At 35.7% G+C, this 14424-nt stretch carries 15 protein-coding genes and 2 pseudogenes; 8 read left to right on the top strand and 9 right to left on the bottom strand.

All coding sequences use genetic code 11. The features are described from left to right. Positions 1 to 194 precede the first annotated feature (194 nt). The 4 genes from ACFWDE_RS08860 to ACFWDE_RS08845 form a co-directional block, all read right to left on the bottom strand. A complete protein-coding gene (locus ACFWDE_RS08860; RefSeq protein ID WP_002146565.1) occupies positions 195 to 746 on the bottom strand; it encodes a DUF2179 domain-containing protein in 552 nt (183 codons plus the stop codon). A gap of 220 nt (positions 747 to 966) precedes the next feature. Beyond that, a complete protein-coding gene (locus ACFWDE_RS08855; protein ID WP_219919377.1) occupies positions 967 to 1380 on the bottom strand; it encodes an ATP synthase subunit I in 414 nt (137 codons plus the stop codon). 53 nt (positions 1381 to 1433) lie between these two features. Continuing rightward, positions 1434 to 2756: a hemolysin family protein gene (locus ACFWDE_RS08850; RefSeq protein WP_377891578.1), complete on the bottom strand. Its 1323-nt coding sequence runs from the start codon at positions 2754 to 2756 to the stop codon at positions 1434 to 1436. Between the two features lie 119 nt (positions 2757 to 2875). After that, the gene (locus tag ACFWDE_RS08845; protein WP_025149265.1) at positions 2876 to 3283 is read right to left on the bottom strand and encodes a MerR family transcriptional regulator; all 408 of its coding nucleotides are present in this window, start codon (positions 3281 to 3283) and stop codon (positions 2876 to 2878) included. Between the two features lie 281 nt (positions 3284 to 3564). Here ACFWDE_RS08845 and ACFWDE_RS08840 point away from each other — a divergent pair. From ACFWDE_RS08840 to ACFWDE_RS08820, 5 genes and pseudogenes are all read left to right on the top strand, one after another. Beyond that, positions 3565 to 4278 (top strand): annotated as a pseudogene (locus ACFWDE_RS08840) (glycosyltransferase family 2 protein). Positions 4279 to 4395: 117 nt separating this feature from the next. Next, the gene (rfbF, locus tag ACFWDE_RS08835; protein WP_377891575.1) at positions 4396 to 5163 is read left to right on the top strand and encodes a glucose-1-phosphate cytidylyltransferase; all 768 of its coding nucleotides are present in this window, start codon (positions 4396 to 4398) and stop codon (positions 5161 to 5163) included. 1 nt (position 5164) lies between these two features. Then, positions 5165 to 6220 (top strand): CDP-glucose 4,6-dehydratase, encoded by a 1056-nt coding sequence (gene rfbG, locus ACFWDE_RS08830; protein ID WP_377891573.1) that lies wholly within the window; start codon positions 5165 to 5167, stop codon positions 6218 to 6220. A 12-nt stretch (positions 6221 to 6232) separates the two neighbouring features. Continuing rightward, positions 6233 to 7456, top strand: coding sequence for a methyltransferase domain-containing protein (locus ACFWDE_RS08825; protein ID WP_377891571.1), 1224 nt, complete (start codon positions 6233 to 6235; stop codon positions 7454 to 7456). Continuing rightward, a complete protein-coding gene (locus tag ACFWDE_RS08820) occupies positions 7453 to 8376 on the top strand; it encodes an NAD-dependent epimerase/dehydratase family protein (RefSeq protein ID WP_377891569.1) in 924 nt (307 codons plus the stop codon). The genes ACFWDE_RS08825 and ACFWDE_RS08820 overlap by 4 nt, the downstream gene beginning before the upstream one ends. Here the strand turns inward: ACFWDE_RS08820 and ACFWDE_RS08815 are convergent. Next, the gene (locus ACFWDE_RS08815) at positions 8345 to 9133 is read right to left on the bottom strand and encodes a glycosyltransferase family 2 protein (protein ID WP_377891567.1); all 789 of its coding nucleotides are present in this window, start codon (positions 9131 to 9133) and stop codon (positions 8345 to 8347) included. The genes ACFWDE_RS08820 and ACFWDE_RS08815 overlap by 32 nt on opposite strands. A 399-nt stretch (positions 9134 to 9532) precedes the next feature. On the opposite strand from ACFWDE_RS08815, the gene ACFWDE_RS08810 reads away from it, so the two are divergent. Further along, positions 9533 to 10420 (top strand): DMT family transporter, encoded by an 888-nt coding sequence (locus tag ACFWDE_RS08810; protein ID WP_377891565.1) that lies wholly within the window; start codon positions 9533 to 9535, stop codon positions 10418 to 10420. A 20-nt stretch (positions 10421 to 10440) separates the two neighbouring features. Here the strand turns inward: ACFWDE_RS08810 and ACFWDE_RS08805 are convergent, their stop codons facing one another. Further along, the gene (locus tag ACFWDE_RS08805) at positions 10441 to 10914 is read right to left on the bottom strand and encodes a hypothetical protein (RefSeq protein WP_377891699.1); all 474 of its coding nucleotides are present in this window, start codon (positions 10912 to 10914) and stop codon (positions 10441 to 10443) included. Between the two features lie 82 nt (positions 10915 to 10996). Then, entirely contained in the window at positions 10997 to 11851 is an 855-nt protein-coding gene (locus ACFWDE_RS08800) for a pentapeptide repeat-containing protein (protein WP_377891563.1), read from the bottom strand. 195 nt (positions 11852 to 12046) lie between these two features. Between ACFWDE_RS08800 and ACFWDE_RS08795 the strand changes: the two genes are divergently transcribed. Continuing rightward, on the top strand, positions 12047 to 12223 hold the full coding sequence (locus tag ACFWDE_RS08795; protein ID WP_002146550.1) for a DUF1272 domain-containing protein: 177 nt from the start codon (positions 12047 to 12049) through the stop codon (positions 12221 to 12223). Between the two features lie 22 nt (positions 12224 to 12245). Here the strand turns inward: ACFWDE_RS08795 and ACFWDE_RS08790 are convergent. After that, positions 12246 to 12404, bottom strand: a pseudogene (locus tag ACFWDE_RS08790) (NADP-dependent glyceraldehyde-3-phosphate dehydrogenase); the annotation flags it as partial. Between the two features lie 126 nt (positions 12405 to 12530). Between ACFWDE_RS08790 and ACFWDE_RS08785 the strand changes: the two are divergent. Then, on the top strand, positions 12531 to 13076 hold the full coding sequence (locus ACFWDE_RS08785; RefSeq protein WP_377891561.1) for a hypothetical protein: 546 nt from the start codon (positions 12531 to 12533) through the stop codon (positions 13074 to 13076). 240 nt (positions 13077 to 13316) lie between these two features. On the opposite strand, the gene ACFWDE_RS08780 is transcribed toward ACFWDE_RS08785, so the two are convergent. Next, positions 13317 to 14384, bottom strand: coding sequence for a lactonase family protein (locus ACFWDE_RS08780; protein ID WP_483861747.1), 1068 nt, complete (start codon positions 14382 to 14384; stop codon positions 13317 to 13319). Positions 14385 to 14424: the final 40 nt, after the last annotated feature.

Below are 14424 nucleotides of genomic sequence, written 5' to 3'. Positions count from 1 at the left end.
AATGAATTTAGCATAGGCTTTTACAACACCACATAAAATTAAGCGCTGTCTCCAATATGTTTCCTTATTTATAATTGGTACAGTAAATCCATTAAAGTTCTGCTATAACAACAAAAGAGGGATACCAATTCATATGTGAATTGGTATCCCAAATTAATCTATTTTTAATATCTCCCTACCGTCAACAAAACCGGTTACGATGCATGTTCATCTTTCTTCTTCTTCAACAGCGCTCTCTTCTTCATCGCCTTCGTTAAGTATCCACCTTTAAACGAACGGATTTCATAAGAAGACATAAACGCTTTCGGTGCAATTTCATTAATAATTTCTAAAAGCTCTTTCTCTCTCGAACGCTTTGCAACGATATCTAAGCGATAACGTATAGAATTAATTCCTTCACCTTCAAATACTGTAACGCCAAATCCACAGTGACGTAATTCATCTACTAATTCATTACAACGGTCTAGTAAACTAACTTGATACGTAATATATCCAATTGCTAATTTATTCTCTATATAACCGCCTAATAATAGTCCCGCACTAAAGCCAATGACGTAGGCGACAATGTTCATCCAATTTGATAAATCTTGAAACACAATCCCTAAACTGACAATGTAAATAGCACCTTCTAACAATCCTACACCAGCAGCGGATCTTGTTTGATTCTTTACAAGCAAAATCGTACGGATTGTTAAAACTGGAACATAAATAATTTGAAGCACAAAAATAAGTAACGCTTGTAACATTGGTATCCACCTCTTTCGTAAATTCTTTTGTCATGATAACATACATAAGCTTTAGAAATCGATGGGTTTTTAAATTTTTTTTTAATTTTTTTCATACTATTGAAATGCCTCAAAAATAAGCGTATTATGTTTGGCGTAAATCCGATAAATACCAGTAAATCACTCGTATTATCTCATTTATTTTTAAACGCGAAAAAGGAACCTGATTAGGTCCCTTTCCTCATAACTCTATGTTTTTCGAAGCATGTTCTCTTTGTTTCTCTTCTTCTTTTACTAACTGCATATTTGCATAGGCTAAATTCGCAATCATTAAAAAGTGTCCACCTAATATTCCAGTACCAAATGCCCACATTTCCATTTCATGCTCAATTTCAAACATAATGATAGCCCCTAATATTGCGGCCGCAAATCGGTTTAAAACTCCTAATCCAGGAGCCTTTTCTTTCATCACAATACTTCTTCCTAATTTCTCAACTCTGCGAGCTAATAACCAAAGACAGTATGCACTTACAGCTAATCCAATACCGAATCCTGTCACTTGTTTTCCAAACGGAGTAACCGCCCACATTAGTAGTAAACCACTAAAGATCGTATACAATTGTACTCGATATACACGTAAGGCTACTTGAATCAAAATATCCGCTCCTAATTTCACATTTTATTATGTGCTAGAAGAAAAGCAGCAACTTACACAGTTGCTGCTTTCTCTTGTTCTTGTTCCATTTTTTGAATTTCAACACGTTTAATTTGATAAGCATCTTTTTCTAACACTTTAAATTCATAGCCTTCTGCTTCAACGCATTGTCCTTCTTCGATTTCATGATTTTGCATCATAATCCATCCACCGATTGTATCCACATCGTCTTCTTCAATGTGTAATCCAAACAAATCTTTCACTTCTGTGATAAGCACTTTCCCATCAACAATTTTATGATACTCGTTCACATGCTGAATTGGTGGTGCTTCATCTTCATCATATTCATCACGAATTTCGCCGACGATTTCCTCCAATATATCTTCAAGCGTTACAATTCCAGCTGTTCCTCCGTACTCATCATATAAAACAGCCATTGGAATTCGCTTCTTCTGCATTTGCAGTAATAAATCATGAATTGGAGTTGTTTCCATCACTTCAATAATCGGACGCATATACGTGCGAATCGATGATAAATCTTCTTGATCGTTGTTCATATATCGAATAAAGAAATCTTTTACATTGACCATACCGATAATATCATCTTTATCTTCTCCAAAAATCGGATAACGTGTGTATCGTTCATTTTGGATTACTTTCATGTGTTCTTCTACTGAATCTTCAAGATAGAAACCAACGATTTCTGTACGCGGTACCATGATTTCTTTCGCAATGCGATTATCAAATTCAAAGATATTATTTACATACTTGTATTCAGCTTGATTAATTTCTCCACTTTCGTAGCTCTCTGAAAGAATAAGACGTAACTCTTCTTCTGTATGAGCTACTTCATGTTCAGAAGCTGGTTTTAAACCGAATAAGCCAGTTATAACACGAGCTGAACCGTTCAATACCCAAATAAATGGATACATGATTTTATAGAACATCATTAACGGAGCTGCCAATAACAACGTTACTTGTTCAGCCTTTTGAATTGCCATCGTTTTCGGAGCTAATTCCCCTACGACAACGTGTAAATACGTCATTAGCATAAAAGCAAGGCCAAACGTTAATACTGATGAGATAGAAGGATTTATGTTCCATTTCTCAAATAACGGGTGTAATAACTTTTCTATCGTCGGTTCACCTAACCAACCAAGTCCCATCGCTGTAACTGTAATACCTAATTGACAAGCAGATAAATATTCATCTAAATTTGTTGTTACCTTTTTCGCTGCTAAAGCACCGCGTTTCCCTTCCGCAACAAGCTGATCAATACGACTTGAACGTACTTTTACAATCGCAAACTCTGCTGCTACGAAAAATCCAGTAAATGCGATTAAAATCGCAACCATGACTAAATTAAATATTTCCAATGAATCCCCTTAGTTAAAAAACTAAGGTGTCCACCTCCTGTATACTATAATGTTTTCTTATTTGTTCGTTAGAAAACATAGCCCGATACAAAAATTAAAGAGGTCGGATTTCACTTATTCTATAATAATAGAGCAAGTGTTTGTATTAAAGCTGTCGTTTGACCTGATAAAGATTTCGATATTTTTTCACGTTGTGAATCAGTCAATTCATCTAAAAGAGGCTTTAACTCCGTTAGCTCTGCTTCTAATCTATGAATATGGTCTGTCACTTCATTCACCTGTTTCGAAACGTGTTCATTGATACCGAGCAGCTTCTTCTTCTCCTCGATTTTCTCTTTAATCTCACAAAGCGGCATATGCATTTCTTTGCACTTTTCAATAAATTGTAACGTCTCAAATGCTGTTTCGTCGTAATAGCGATAATTAGATTGAGATCGCTCCGCTTTTAAGATACCTAGATTCGTATAATAATCAATCGTTCGTTTCGACACGTGAGCCATGAGAGCCAACTGTCCGATTCGATACACCTTCCCAACGATCTTCCCCCCTTGTTTATATTACTACCATCATACAATACATAAACTGTACAGTCAAACGTGACGGTTTATTATTCAATACGAGTAATCTGCAGCTATACAAAAGAATTACTAAACTATTACCTAATCACTACATAGCCCGCACCTTTTAACCTTTCTTATTTAAAAGCATATCCTACTAATAATGATTACTTGTACAGGAGGAGATTGACATAAAAAAGACTATCATTTCTCATTTTTATAACGAAGAGTACTTACTTCCTTGGTGGCTTATGCATCATACAAAAATATTGGATCACGGCATATTAATTAATAGAGGCTCTACAGATCGTTCTGTTGAGATATGCAAATTACTCGCTCCCCACTGGGAAGTACGAGATTCTAGATTTCTTGAGTTTGATCCAACTAATACTGATATTGAAGTGATGGAAATTGAAAGAGAAATTTCAGGCTGGAAAATCGTTTTAAATACTACGGAATTATTTTGTTGTAATAATAAAGAAGAGTTTTTCTCATCTCTTCATACGCTAGGACAAAATATGTATGCGATTAGAATGATTTTAATGATAGATAGCCATAAGTACAATTATTCTAAGCCAAGATATTCTATCCCATTAGTAGAACAACGATACCACGGTGTCTTCCCTTACAACCCAAAACTGGGATGTGCCTAGAGATTTATTCACATTCATCTAGATGGTGCATATTTACCTGGTAGACATTATTCGCGGCACGGGAATATAGTTTATGACTACCCTTCATTTATTTTAAAATTTTATTTTAGCCCTTGGAATGAACAGTCAAAGGCAAGAAAATTACAAATTACACCTACCCTTTCAAAAATGGGTGTTCAAATGGGACTCCAAACTCATTATGGACAATCTCCTGAGGAACTCGAAACCCGTTTTTTAGAGCTTAGTAACGTAACACAAGACCTTCGTAATCATCCTGAATATCAAGAATTATTCCCAAAATTCAAACCGTGATGTTATACGCACTGACATACTTTCACACAATTCCTCCTACTTAGCAAAAAATATAAAACCATTCGCATAAAATATGAATACTGTAATTACTATAACTTTTTATTTTAGGAGGACAAAATGAAAGCTGTTATTCTTGCTGGTGGATACGGTACAAGGATTGGGGAAGAGACACATTTAAAACCAAAGCCAATGATTGAAATTGGTACGAAGCCTATTCTATGGCACATTATGAGTCTGTTTAGTCATTACGGTATTACTGAATTTATTATTTGCTTAGGTTATAAAGGCTATGCAATTAAAGAGTTCTTTCTAAATTACAACTTACACATGTCAAATTTCACAATACATTTAAGCGACAACACAATCACTAGCCATTCTCATCGTATAGAACCGTGGAAAATTACATTAATCGATACCGGTATAAATACCGAAACGGGTGGACGAGTTAAAAAGATACAAAATTATGTCGGAGACGAACCTTTTTGCCTCACTTATGGCGATGGATTAAGTAATGTAAATATAAAAGAACTTATCGCATTCCATAAAAAACATGGAAAAATGGCTACTGTTACAGCCGTACAACCTCCCGGTAGATTTGGTTCTCTCGTTTTAGATAAACAATCTGTCACATCATTTCAAGAAAAACCACTAGGTGATGGCGGTTGGGTTAACGGTGGATTTTTTGTATTAAATCACGATATTTTCAATTACATTAGTGGAGACAAGTCTGTATTTGAAACAGACACTTTAGTTCAGTTAGTAAATAAAAACGAATTGGAAGCATTTCAACATACTGGTTTTTGGCATCCTATGGATACATTACGTGATAAAAATAAATTAGTCGAGCTATGGGAAAATAATAACGCTCCATGGAAGGTCTGGTAATATGACTTCATTATCTTTTTGGAATAAGAAAAAAGTATTTATTACAGGACATACTGGCTTTAAAGGCTCATGGCTCACCCTTTTTTTAACTTCTTTAGGCGCAGAAGTAATCGGTTATTCTTCTCACCCTCCATCACTCCCGTATCTTTTCGAACAATGTAACGTAGCAAAAGAGTGCACTACAGTGAAAGGTGATATTACAAATTACGATGTATTATTACATGCTATCAAACAGTACCAACCAGATATAATTTTCCATTTAGCTGCTCAGCCACTCGTTACCTCTTCCTATGAAAAACCTATTGATACATTTAAAACGAATGTTTTAGGTACTGTTCACGTATTAGAAGCAGCAAAACACGTCGAAAGCGTACGTGTCATTATTAATGTTACAAGTGATAAATGCTATGAAAATGATGGGAGTGGCGATCGAGCATTTGTAGAAGCCGATCGTTTAGGTGGCTATGACCCATACAGCGCTAGCAAAGCTTGCGCTGAATTAGTTGCAACATCTTATCACAAATCTTTCTTTCACACGAATACTACTTCACTTGCTTCTGTAAGGGCAGGTAACGTAATCGGTGGTGGTGATTGGGCAGAAAACCGATTATTTCCAGATATCATTCGTGCGTATTTACAGAATGATACATTAAGTATTAGAAACAAAAACGCCATTCGCCCGTGGCAACACGTATTAGATCCTTTACATGGTTATATCCTTCTAGCTGAGAAACTTTGGCATCACACTGAGTATGCAGAAGGATGGAATTTCGGACCAATTAATGAACCTAACAGAAGCGTTCATGATGTCATCCAATCTGTAATAAAATTATGGAATAAACCACTAACAATCCTTTCTCCCACTACAAATACTCCTTATGAATCACCTATTTTAACACTCGATAGTACAAAGGCTATAAGTAAGCTCGGTTGGACTCCTAAGCTATCCACAGAAAACTCTATTGCTTGGACTGTTGAATGGTACAAAAAATATGCAGCAGGCGAAAACATAGAATCCTTCACAAGAGAACAAATCGATGCATTCAAAAATTTATAAGGTGGCTATAAAATGGAACAAAAAACATGCCGTTTTTGCGACTCATTGCTAAAGGATACTTTTATAGATTTAGGCGTTTCTCCTCTCGCTAACTCATTTGTAGCTCCAGAAAACTCATATAAAATGGAACCTTTTTATCCACTTCATACATTTGTTTGTAGCTCTTGTTTACTTGTACAGTTAGATGAATTTGAATCTCCTCACAATATTTTTCACGACTATTTATACTTCAGTTCTTACTCCTCAAGTTGGCTACAGCACGCGAAACAATACGTAGAAATGGCAATTGAGCGGTTCCATTTAACGAAACATTCGCAGGTAATTGAAATCGCAAGTAACGATGGGTATTTATTGCAATACTTTCAAAAAGAAAATATCAATACGTTAGGAATTGAGCCAGCAAAAAATGTAGCGGAAATCGCTATCCAAAAAGGAATTCCTACGAATGTAAACTTTTTCAGAAATGACTTAGCAAAAGAGCTTCCACAAGCGGATTTAATCATCGCAAATAACGTGTTAGCACATGTTCCAAACTTACATGATTTTGTCGCTGGCCTAAAAACATTATTAAAACAAGATGGCACCATTACAATTGAATTTCCTCACCTATTAAATCTCATTTCCTTTAAACAATTTGATACAATCTATCATGAGCACTTCTCCTACTTTTCACTTATAAGTCTCCAAAAAATTTTAGCTCATCATCATTTACAAATTGTTGATGTAGAAGAACTTTCAACGCACGGTGGTTCATTGCGTATTTTTATAAACCATCTAAGTGCCCAATCCACTATCCATTCCAATGTTACAAAATTAATCCAAAAAGAAGTCGATCACGGACTAGATACATTAGATCGCTATCTCCTTTTTTCGAAACAAGTGGAGCAATTAAAAATAGATATTTTGAAGTTTTTTATCGAAGCAAAAGCTTTAAACAAAGAAGTTATCGGCTACGGCGCTCCCGCTAAAGGAAACACCCTTTTAAATTATTGCGGGATAGGAAAAGAATTTCTAGCTTATACGGTAGACAAAAATCCTCATAAACAAAATCTCCTTTTACCAGGAACTCGTATTCCAATAAAATCTCCAGAAGAAATGAAACGTACAAAACCTGATTATATTCTTATACTTCCTTGGAATTTGAAAGACGAAATTATGAAGGAATGCTCTTTCATTCGTGAATGGGGCGGTAAATTTTTAGTGACGGTTCCAGAAGTTGAGGTGATCGAACTATGAAAAAAATCCTTGTAACAGGCGGTAGTGGATGGATTGGTAAATATATTGTACATTCACTTATACAAAAGGGTTATGAAGTTCACGCCACTTATAATAAAAATAAGCCTTCTCACCTTTCCTGCCATTGGCATAAAGTAAACTTGCTTTGCGATGAAGAAGTAAGAAAACTCATATACGACATTAAGCCTAGTCACCTTGTTCATTTAGCTTGGGAAGCAGTGCCGCCCAAATGCTATGTATCCATCAATAATTATTATTGGCTCCAGTCCAGTATTTCTTTAATCCAACACTTCACAGCATGCGGTGGAAAGCGCGTCGTCGTTGCAGGTACTGGTGCGGAGTATGAATGGTTTAATGGCGTATTATTTGAAGATTCACCGCTTCTTTCCTATAAAACCCCGTATTCATTATGTAAAAATGCACTGCACTCCTGGCTACAAACGTATGCACAACAAACCAGTCTCAGCATTTGTTGGGGCCGAATTTTTCATATGTATGGCCCTTACGAACAAGGTAATCGGCTCGTTTCTAACATTATCAACTCCTTATTTAAAAACGAGGAAGCACTATGTACACACGGAAAACAATCAAGAGACTTTCTCCATGTGAGTGACGTCGCTGACGCTCTCGTAACATTATTAAACTGCAACGTTACAGGTTCAATAAATATCGCATCTGGTCAATCTGTACAAATTAAAGAATTAGCTTCGATCATTGCTAAAAAAATCGGAAAAGAAAATTTAATTAAACTAGGTGCTATCCCTTTCCCGAAAGATGAACCTTTATTCGTCGGCGTTAATGTGGAACGTTTAAAAACTGAAGTAAACTGGAAACCAACATACGATCTAAATACTGGAATTGAAGAAACAATTTTATGGTGGGAATCATTTATAAAAAAGCATGACGATACGCATCACTAAAACGTAAATCCTTCGTACCTCTCGCTAATTCCTTATACCATTCTTCCAATCTTTCAGGCGTAATAATATGGTGCGTCCCCATTCCTGCATGCTTACTACCTTCAGAAAGAGTCGGACCAATTTGTAATTTTCTCTTCCTCATCGCGTCATTCCAAGGACTAAATCCAAACCATGCAATACAAGCAAGAGGTGGGTAATTCATAAATTTATGTGCAGTTAAATGCCTTCCAACAGTGTAACTTCCATGTTCATTATTATGAATGAATCTACCTCTTCTCCATAATCTCCAATCTTCCGGTAAGTAACCGTGAAATCGCTGTTTCATTAAAGGCATATCATACCTAAGTTCTGGATAACTATAGTCAGGATTATCGACCATGATAAGCCCTTCCAGCCAGTACATCTTTCCTCCCATTTCATTAAGCGATTTCCAAAATTGTTTTTTATCTTGAACACAAAGAAACTCGGTCGTATTTAAAATCATTTTCCAACCTTTTAATTCTTGTTCTACATGCATTACTTCACGGTCAGTTGCTAACGCATCAAATTCTGGATGTGCAGAATCTCGCACTTCCCAATGTGGTGCGAATTTTTTACAAATCTCAACAGAACGATCTGTTGAACCTTTATTAATTAAAATGCCATGATCAAACAGTTTCGTATGATGCATAAGCCACCACGGCAATAAATACTCCTCATTGTAAAAGTGAGATATAACGGTTGTAGTAATATAAATCTCCTCCTCTTTCTCTATCAATCTACTTTTTCATCCTACTCTTAATATACTTATCAGTTATGTAAAAGGTTTCTCTTATATTAAAAATATGTTTTTCTACTATTAATCAATGTTTGCTTTAGTAACCATCCTTTTGATTTAAACCACCTACCTGTTTTCCTGAAAAATCCACTTCATATAATGACTAACATACAGTTGCATAACAATATATCGCATAAACCCTTCAATAAACTGAAGATTAAGTTATAATATTATTATAAAAGCAGAAGGAGGAATATGCATATGTACTACAACACTTCATTCGAAAACGATCAACCTGTAGGCCGTCTATAAACTAAGACGGGCATTCATATAACAAGTGCATTATGCCTCGTCTTAGGGAATATGTCATAACCCTAAAAATAGACGGAGGTACTTCAAATGAAACAAACAATTTTAGGAGCTATATGCTTATCACTAGCTGCAAGTATTTGGGGTGGTATGTACGTCGTTAGCAAATATGTACTCGATTATATCCCACCACTTACACTCGTTTGGCTACGCTTTATTATCGCTTTCGTTGTTTTATATATGATTTTAAAAATAGCTGAGAAAAAACAAAAGAAAAAAGTAACCATTTCCAAAAAAGATTGGCTACTATTCGCTTGGATTGGATTTATCGGATATTTCATTTCGATTACATGTCAATTCATCGGTACAAAATTATCCGACGCTCATACAGGCTCTTTAGTAACATCAGCTACACCTGCATTTATGGTTATATTTGCAGCGCTCATTTTAAAAGAAAAACTAACTGCTCGTAGACTTTTATCTACTATAATAGCGACAATTGGTGTCATTATCGTAATCGGATGGGATATTGAAATTGGCTCCTATTTTATCGGTACAATTATTTTAGTTGGGGCTGCTATTACATGGGCTTTACTGTCCATTTATGTAAAAATCGCTTCAGCCCGATTTTCATCTTTAGTTATTACAACGTATGCGATATTCTTTTCACTCTTTTTCATTACACCTTTTATGATATGGGAATTACAATCAACCTCTATCGAAGCAATAAATACGTACGTAATATTAGGCATATTATATTTAGGAATCGTCTCAACGGCAGGTGCATTTTTCCTTTGGAATAAAGGATTAGAATTAATGGACGCAAGCATAGGTTCATTGTTTTTCTTCTTCCAACCTATCGTTGGTTCAATACTTGGCTGGCTCTTATTAAACGAGACGTTAAGCAGTAACTTTTTCATTGGTGGTATTCTTATTATATGCAGTGTTATCATTACTACGTTTGAAAAGCGAACGTAGTATAAAAAACAGGAAGAGACTTAGTCTCTTCCTGTTCGTATTATTGGATCTTGATCATGGAATCCAATACAAATTGGTATATTGCTTTGCACTTCACTACATACACGCATAAAACTACATACTGTTCTTGCAATTAAATATAAAGTTATACCGATTGCTTTTTCATTTGTATCAAAACCATTTTCAGCATACATATCCGCTAATTCTACAGACCTCGGCCCCTCTATATCATATGTCCATTCAGATGCCCAATCATCATCCTCTTCTTCAAGTGGAACATATTCCTCACAAATATAAAACTGACTATCCCATTCATTCTCGAGATCATACTCAAAATAAATTGCCTTTGCTTCTTCACTTTCAGCAACTGCTAATGTTTCTCTCAAACCTATTCTCATACTCTTTTCGTATGAATCTAATTGAATCAATTTAATTCGCTCGGCATGCATACCTGATGCTAACATGCTACAAATATCATAATACTTCACTTCTATTTACTCTACTGATAACGAAAATATATCCTCTTGCATCTCTTCTAAATACTGAAATATATCCACACTAACTACTCCTCACTCCTTACGCACTCCAATGCGCGGGACGGGACAACAATTTCGGCAATTTCGTATGTTTATCCCCTTTCGCCGCATTAATTTGGACTTGCGTAAGAAAAATACTATTCGTAAAATCTGCTCCTCTAATATCTGCATCACGCAAATCTGCTCCAATGAGATCAGCTCCGCGTAAGTCTGTACCATTAAGGTTAGCCGCAATTAAATAAGCCCCTCTTAAATTGGCTCCTTGTAAATCTCTCTTTTTTAGATTCGCTCCCATTAGGTCTGCCCCTCGGTGACTAATCCTTTTCTTACTTGTAGAATTCATTTCCTTCCAGACTAGTTCACTCGTTTCCAGAAGGAGAACATTCACTTCCGCTCGGTGTAATGGCACATTTACTTTCATTAACTCATCTACACTTAAATTCGAAAGGCGTTCCGTCTCTTCAATCGCTTTACTAAGCTCATGATGAATTGTTTGCGTCGCCTTTAAAATAATCGCCTCATTCAAATACCAAAGCATTTCATGAAGCTGATGCATAACCGGAAAAGCATCGTACATTTTCCTTGCATGCTTAGCATCTTCCCGCCAACCAATCCCTTTAAACGTAACTTGAGAAATCTTCTGCCCAGCACCGAAACATTCAAATACTGTACAGCCTTTATAACCATTTCCTCTAAGATTTTTATGTATACTACATTTATAATCTGATTGTAAATTGGAACATGGTTTACCACCATCTTTATTCACTGCGAAATCTACTGACGCTGCGAACGGTAATGCTACACAGCATAAACCAAAACACTTTTCACAGTCTGCTTTTAAACTATTGTGATTTACATCCTCTTCTACATGAAAATAATCGTTATTATTAGTCAAAATATATACCCCCAGTTGCCTTTCAACTATTCCATAATAATCCAACTATAGTAAATTATCAAATTTAAAATAAACGGACATATTTCATTTCAAACAACAACATAATCCTTTTATTTCTTTTCAATAAAAAAAGACTTCCACTACACTATCAATTATAATTAAATTAAGAACTTTCAAATAACAAGGAGGATTACTATGGCATTAGAAATGAAAACCAACTGTCAAATTTGCGATCAATCGCTCGAGTCAAATTCTGAAGCATACATTTGCGTATATGAATGTACATTTTGCGCACCATGTACAGAAGAAAGACAAAACGTTTGTCCAAACTGCGGCGGCGAATTAGTACGTAGACCGAAAAAGAAACAATAAAAAAGCACTTCTTCTTATAATATTAAACTAAGTTTAATACAGTTACTTTTTCACGTGTCATAGACTCAAGACTCTTGTGAATACCTTGTATGCCCATACCTGAACCTTTTACACCAATGCATGGGAAGTGGTCAGGACCGCCCTCTGTACGTCCGTTAGTTTGAACAGAAACAGTGTCGATTATATGATGCTTTTTATAAATAATTCAAATCTCCTAGGACAAGCATCCGTTTCGTATTTGTAAAAAGCTTAATATATTACTAATAGCTCATACTAATAGCTAATTGATAAGATGGGAGATGTTTTTTTGTCTGAACGTTGTAAGAAGTGCGGACATAGACACTGTAACTGTAGATGTCATAAAGAATGCAAAACATGCGTACAGAAGGTTGTTATCGAGGGAGCACCAAGTGTATTTTCACCGGCTTTCGGTAATTTTTATCAGACTAACTTTGTCACATTAGTCAGCAACCAGCCTATGCCTTGGAATGCTACTGGGCAGACAGCTGGTGGATTAAATCTAGATCCTGATGGAGTGACTATCCATGTTGTTCAAGCTGGGGCATATTATATTGAATATTATGTAAGTGTGAATTATGATCCCGGTGTTCCTGGCGGTGACAGGGATTTGGGGATATTCATAAACGGGGTGGAAGTTCCCAATAATCAAACGCGATTTGGCGTTACTGATAACGAAGCTGATCGCAATGTTTGTGCCACTGTTTCTGGTGGTGCTATTGTGTTCATCCCAGCTAATGCTACTGTTCAATTGAGAAATGTATTAGATGAAGTTATAGACACTTGTGATGGTCGAAAACTTGCAGCATCAATTAATTTGATTAAATTATCCTGATATTACACTTTTAAAAATAACAGTAATTGGAGACATGATGAATAGTCTATAAGTTGTAAAAGCACCCTAAAATGGGTGCTTTTATTTTTTGCAAATATACCTGCGGTTTCCATATATACCACATAACGATTTATTATGTACACTAAGAAAAGGCATTCCTCACCTTATTTTTTGAAAAGGGTGTTATAAGTGACCGCATCCTAATTCTTCCATACGAAGAACATGAATAAACAACTCAAGTTAAACATTTAAAAACTTAACACACACAGGCTCTGGTACAACAACATCAGATTGTAAAAGTGTTAACTTTCCTGTAGATTCATTTCTTGAAAATAGTACAAGATTATGTGACTTTTCATTTGTAGCAACAAGGAACTTTTCAGTAGGATCTAATACAAAGTCCCTTGGCCAATTCCCTTCTGTGGATGTATGTTCAACGAATGTAAGCTGGCCTGAGTTTTGATCCACACTGAAAACAGCGATACTATTATGACCACGATTAGCTGCATACACAAAACGGCCGTCAGAAGAAATATGAATAGCACTCCCTTGACTGTTTCCATCAAATTCTTCTGGAACAGTAGAAATATACTGTAATTCTGTAAAAGCCCCTTCCTCTGAATTATATGTTAACACAATAACCTCTGAACTCAGCTCAGTCATCACATAGGCGTATTTTCCATTTGGATGAAAAGTAATATGCCTCGGACCACTTCCTGGATTTACAGATAAGCTATTCACTTCTGTTAATGCACTATCTTTTATTTCATATGTAATTAATTTATCAATTCCTAAATCAACACCCACCACATATTTTTCATCAGGAGTATATCCCGCGTAATGTGCATGTGGTTTTTCTTGTCTTTCTTTATTTGGACCTGAACCTTCATGTACCATAATAGATGCGGCAGGATTTACAGTTCCATTTTTTTCATTTACTACGAAAGACTCAATCGTTCCTTTATGGTAATTCGCTGTAACTACCGTATGATTTCCACTATCAACACTAATATGACAAGGAGAAGCCCCTTCTACTACTTGTCTGTTTTTTGCCTGAAGTTCTCCAGTATGACTATCAATTGAATAAGCAGCTACACCACCAGTTTCTCCTTCTTTAACAACAGAATAGAGATATTCATTATTTCGGTTAATCGTTACATATGTAGGATTATCCAGCTTGGCCGCAAGTGTTACATTACTAATTCTTTTCGCTTCTGTGTTTAAAGTAAACTTATATATTCCTTCACTATTTTCTTTCGTGTAAGTTCCAACATATCCAATAAACTCTTTGTTATCCTTCATTTTCATAACCCTCTCCCTATAGTTTTTGTTCATCATACTTCTTACT

The organism is Bacillus sp. NPDC060175, assembly GCF_042728695.1.
In the GTDB taxonomy this organism is placed as follows: Bacteria; Bacillota; Bacilli; order Bacillales; family Bacillaceae_G; genus Bacillus_A.
This window is presented reverse-complemented; position numbering and strand designations above follow the sequence as displayed.

Bases quoted from the DNA above. Each gene is read 5' to 3' on its own strand.
- ACFWDE_RS08780 (WP_483861747.1), bottom strand. From the start codon at position 14,384: ATGAAAATGAAGGATAACAAAGAGTTTATTGGATATGTTGGAACTTAC.
- ACFWDE_RS08860 (WP_002146565.1), bottom strand. From the start codon at position 746: ATGTTACAAGCGTTACTTATTTTTGTGCTTCAAATTATTTATGTTCCA.
- ACFWDE_RS08810 (WP_377891565.1), top strand. From the start codon at position 9,533: ATGAAACAAACAATTTTAGGAGCTATATGCTTATCACTAGCTGCAAGT.
- ACFWDE_RS08820 (WP_377891569.1), top strand. From the start codon at position 7,453: ATGAAAAAAATCCTTGTAACAGGCGGTAGTGGATGGATTGGTAAATAT.
- ACFWDE_RS08825 (WP_377891571.1), top strand. From the start codon at position 6,233: ATGGAACAAAAAACATGCCGTTTTTGCGACTCATTGCTAAAGGATACT.
- rfbF (WP_377891575.1), top strand. From the start codon at position 4,396: ATGAAAGCTGTTATTCTTGCTGGTGGATACGGTACAAGGATTGGGGAA.
- ACFWDE_RS08795 (WP_002146550.1), top strand. From the start codon at position 12,047: ATGGCATTAGAAATGAAAACCAACTGTCAAATTTGCGATCAATCGCTC.
- rfbG (WP_377891573.1), top strand. From the start codon at position 5,165: ATGACTTCATTATCTTTTTGGAATAAGAAAAAAGTATTTATTACAGGA.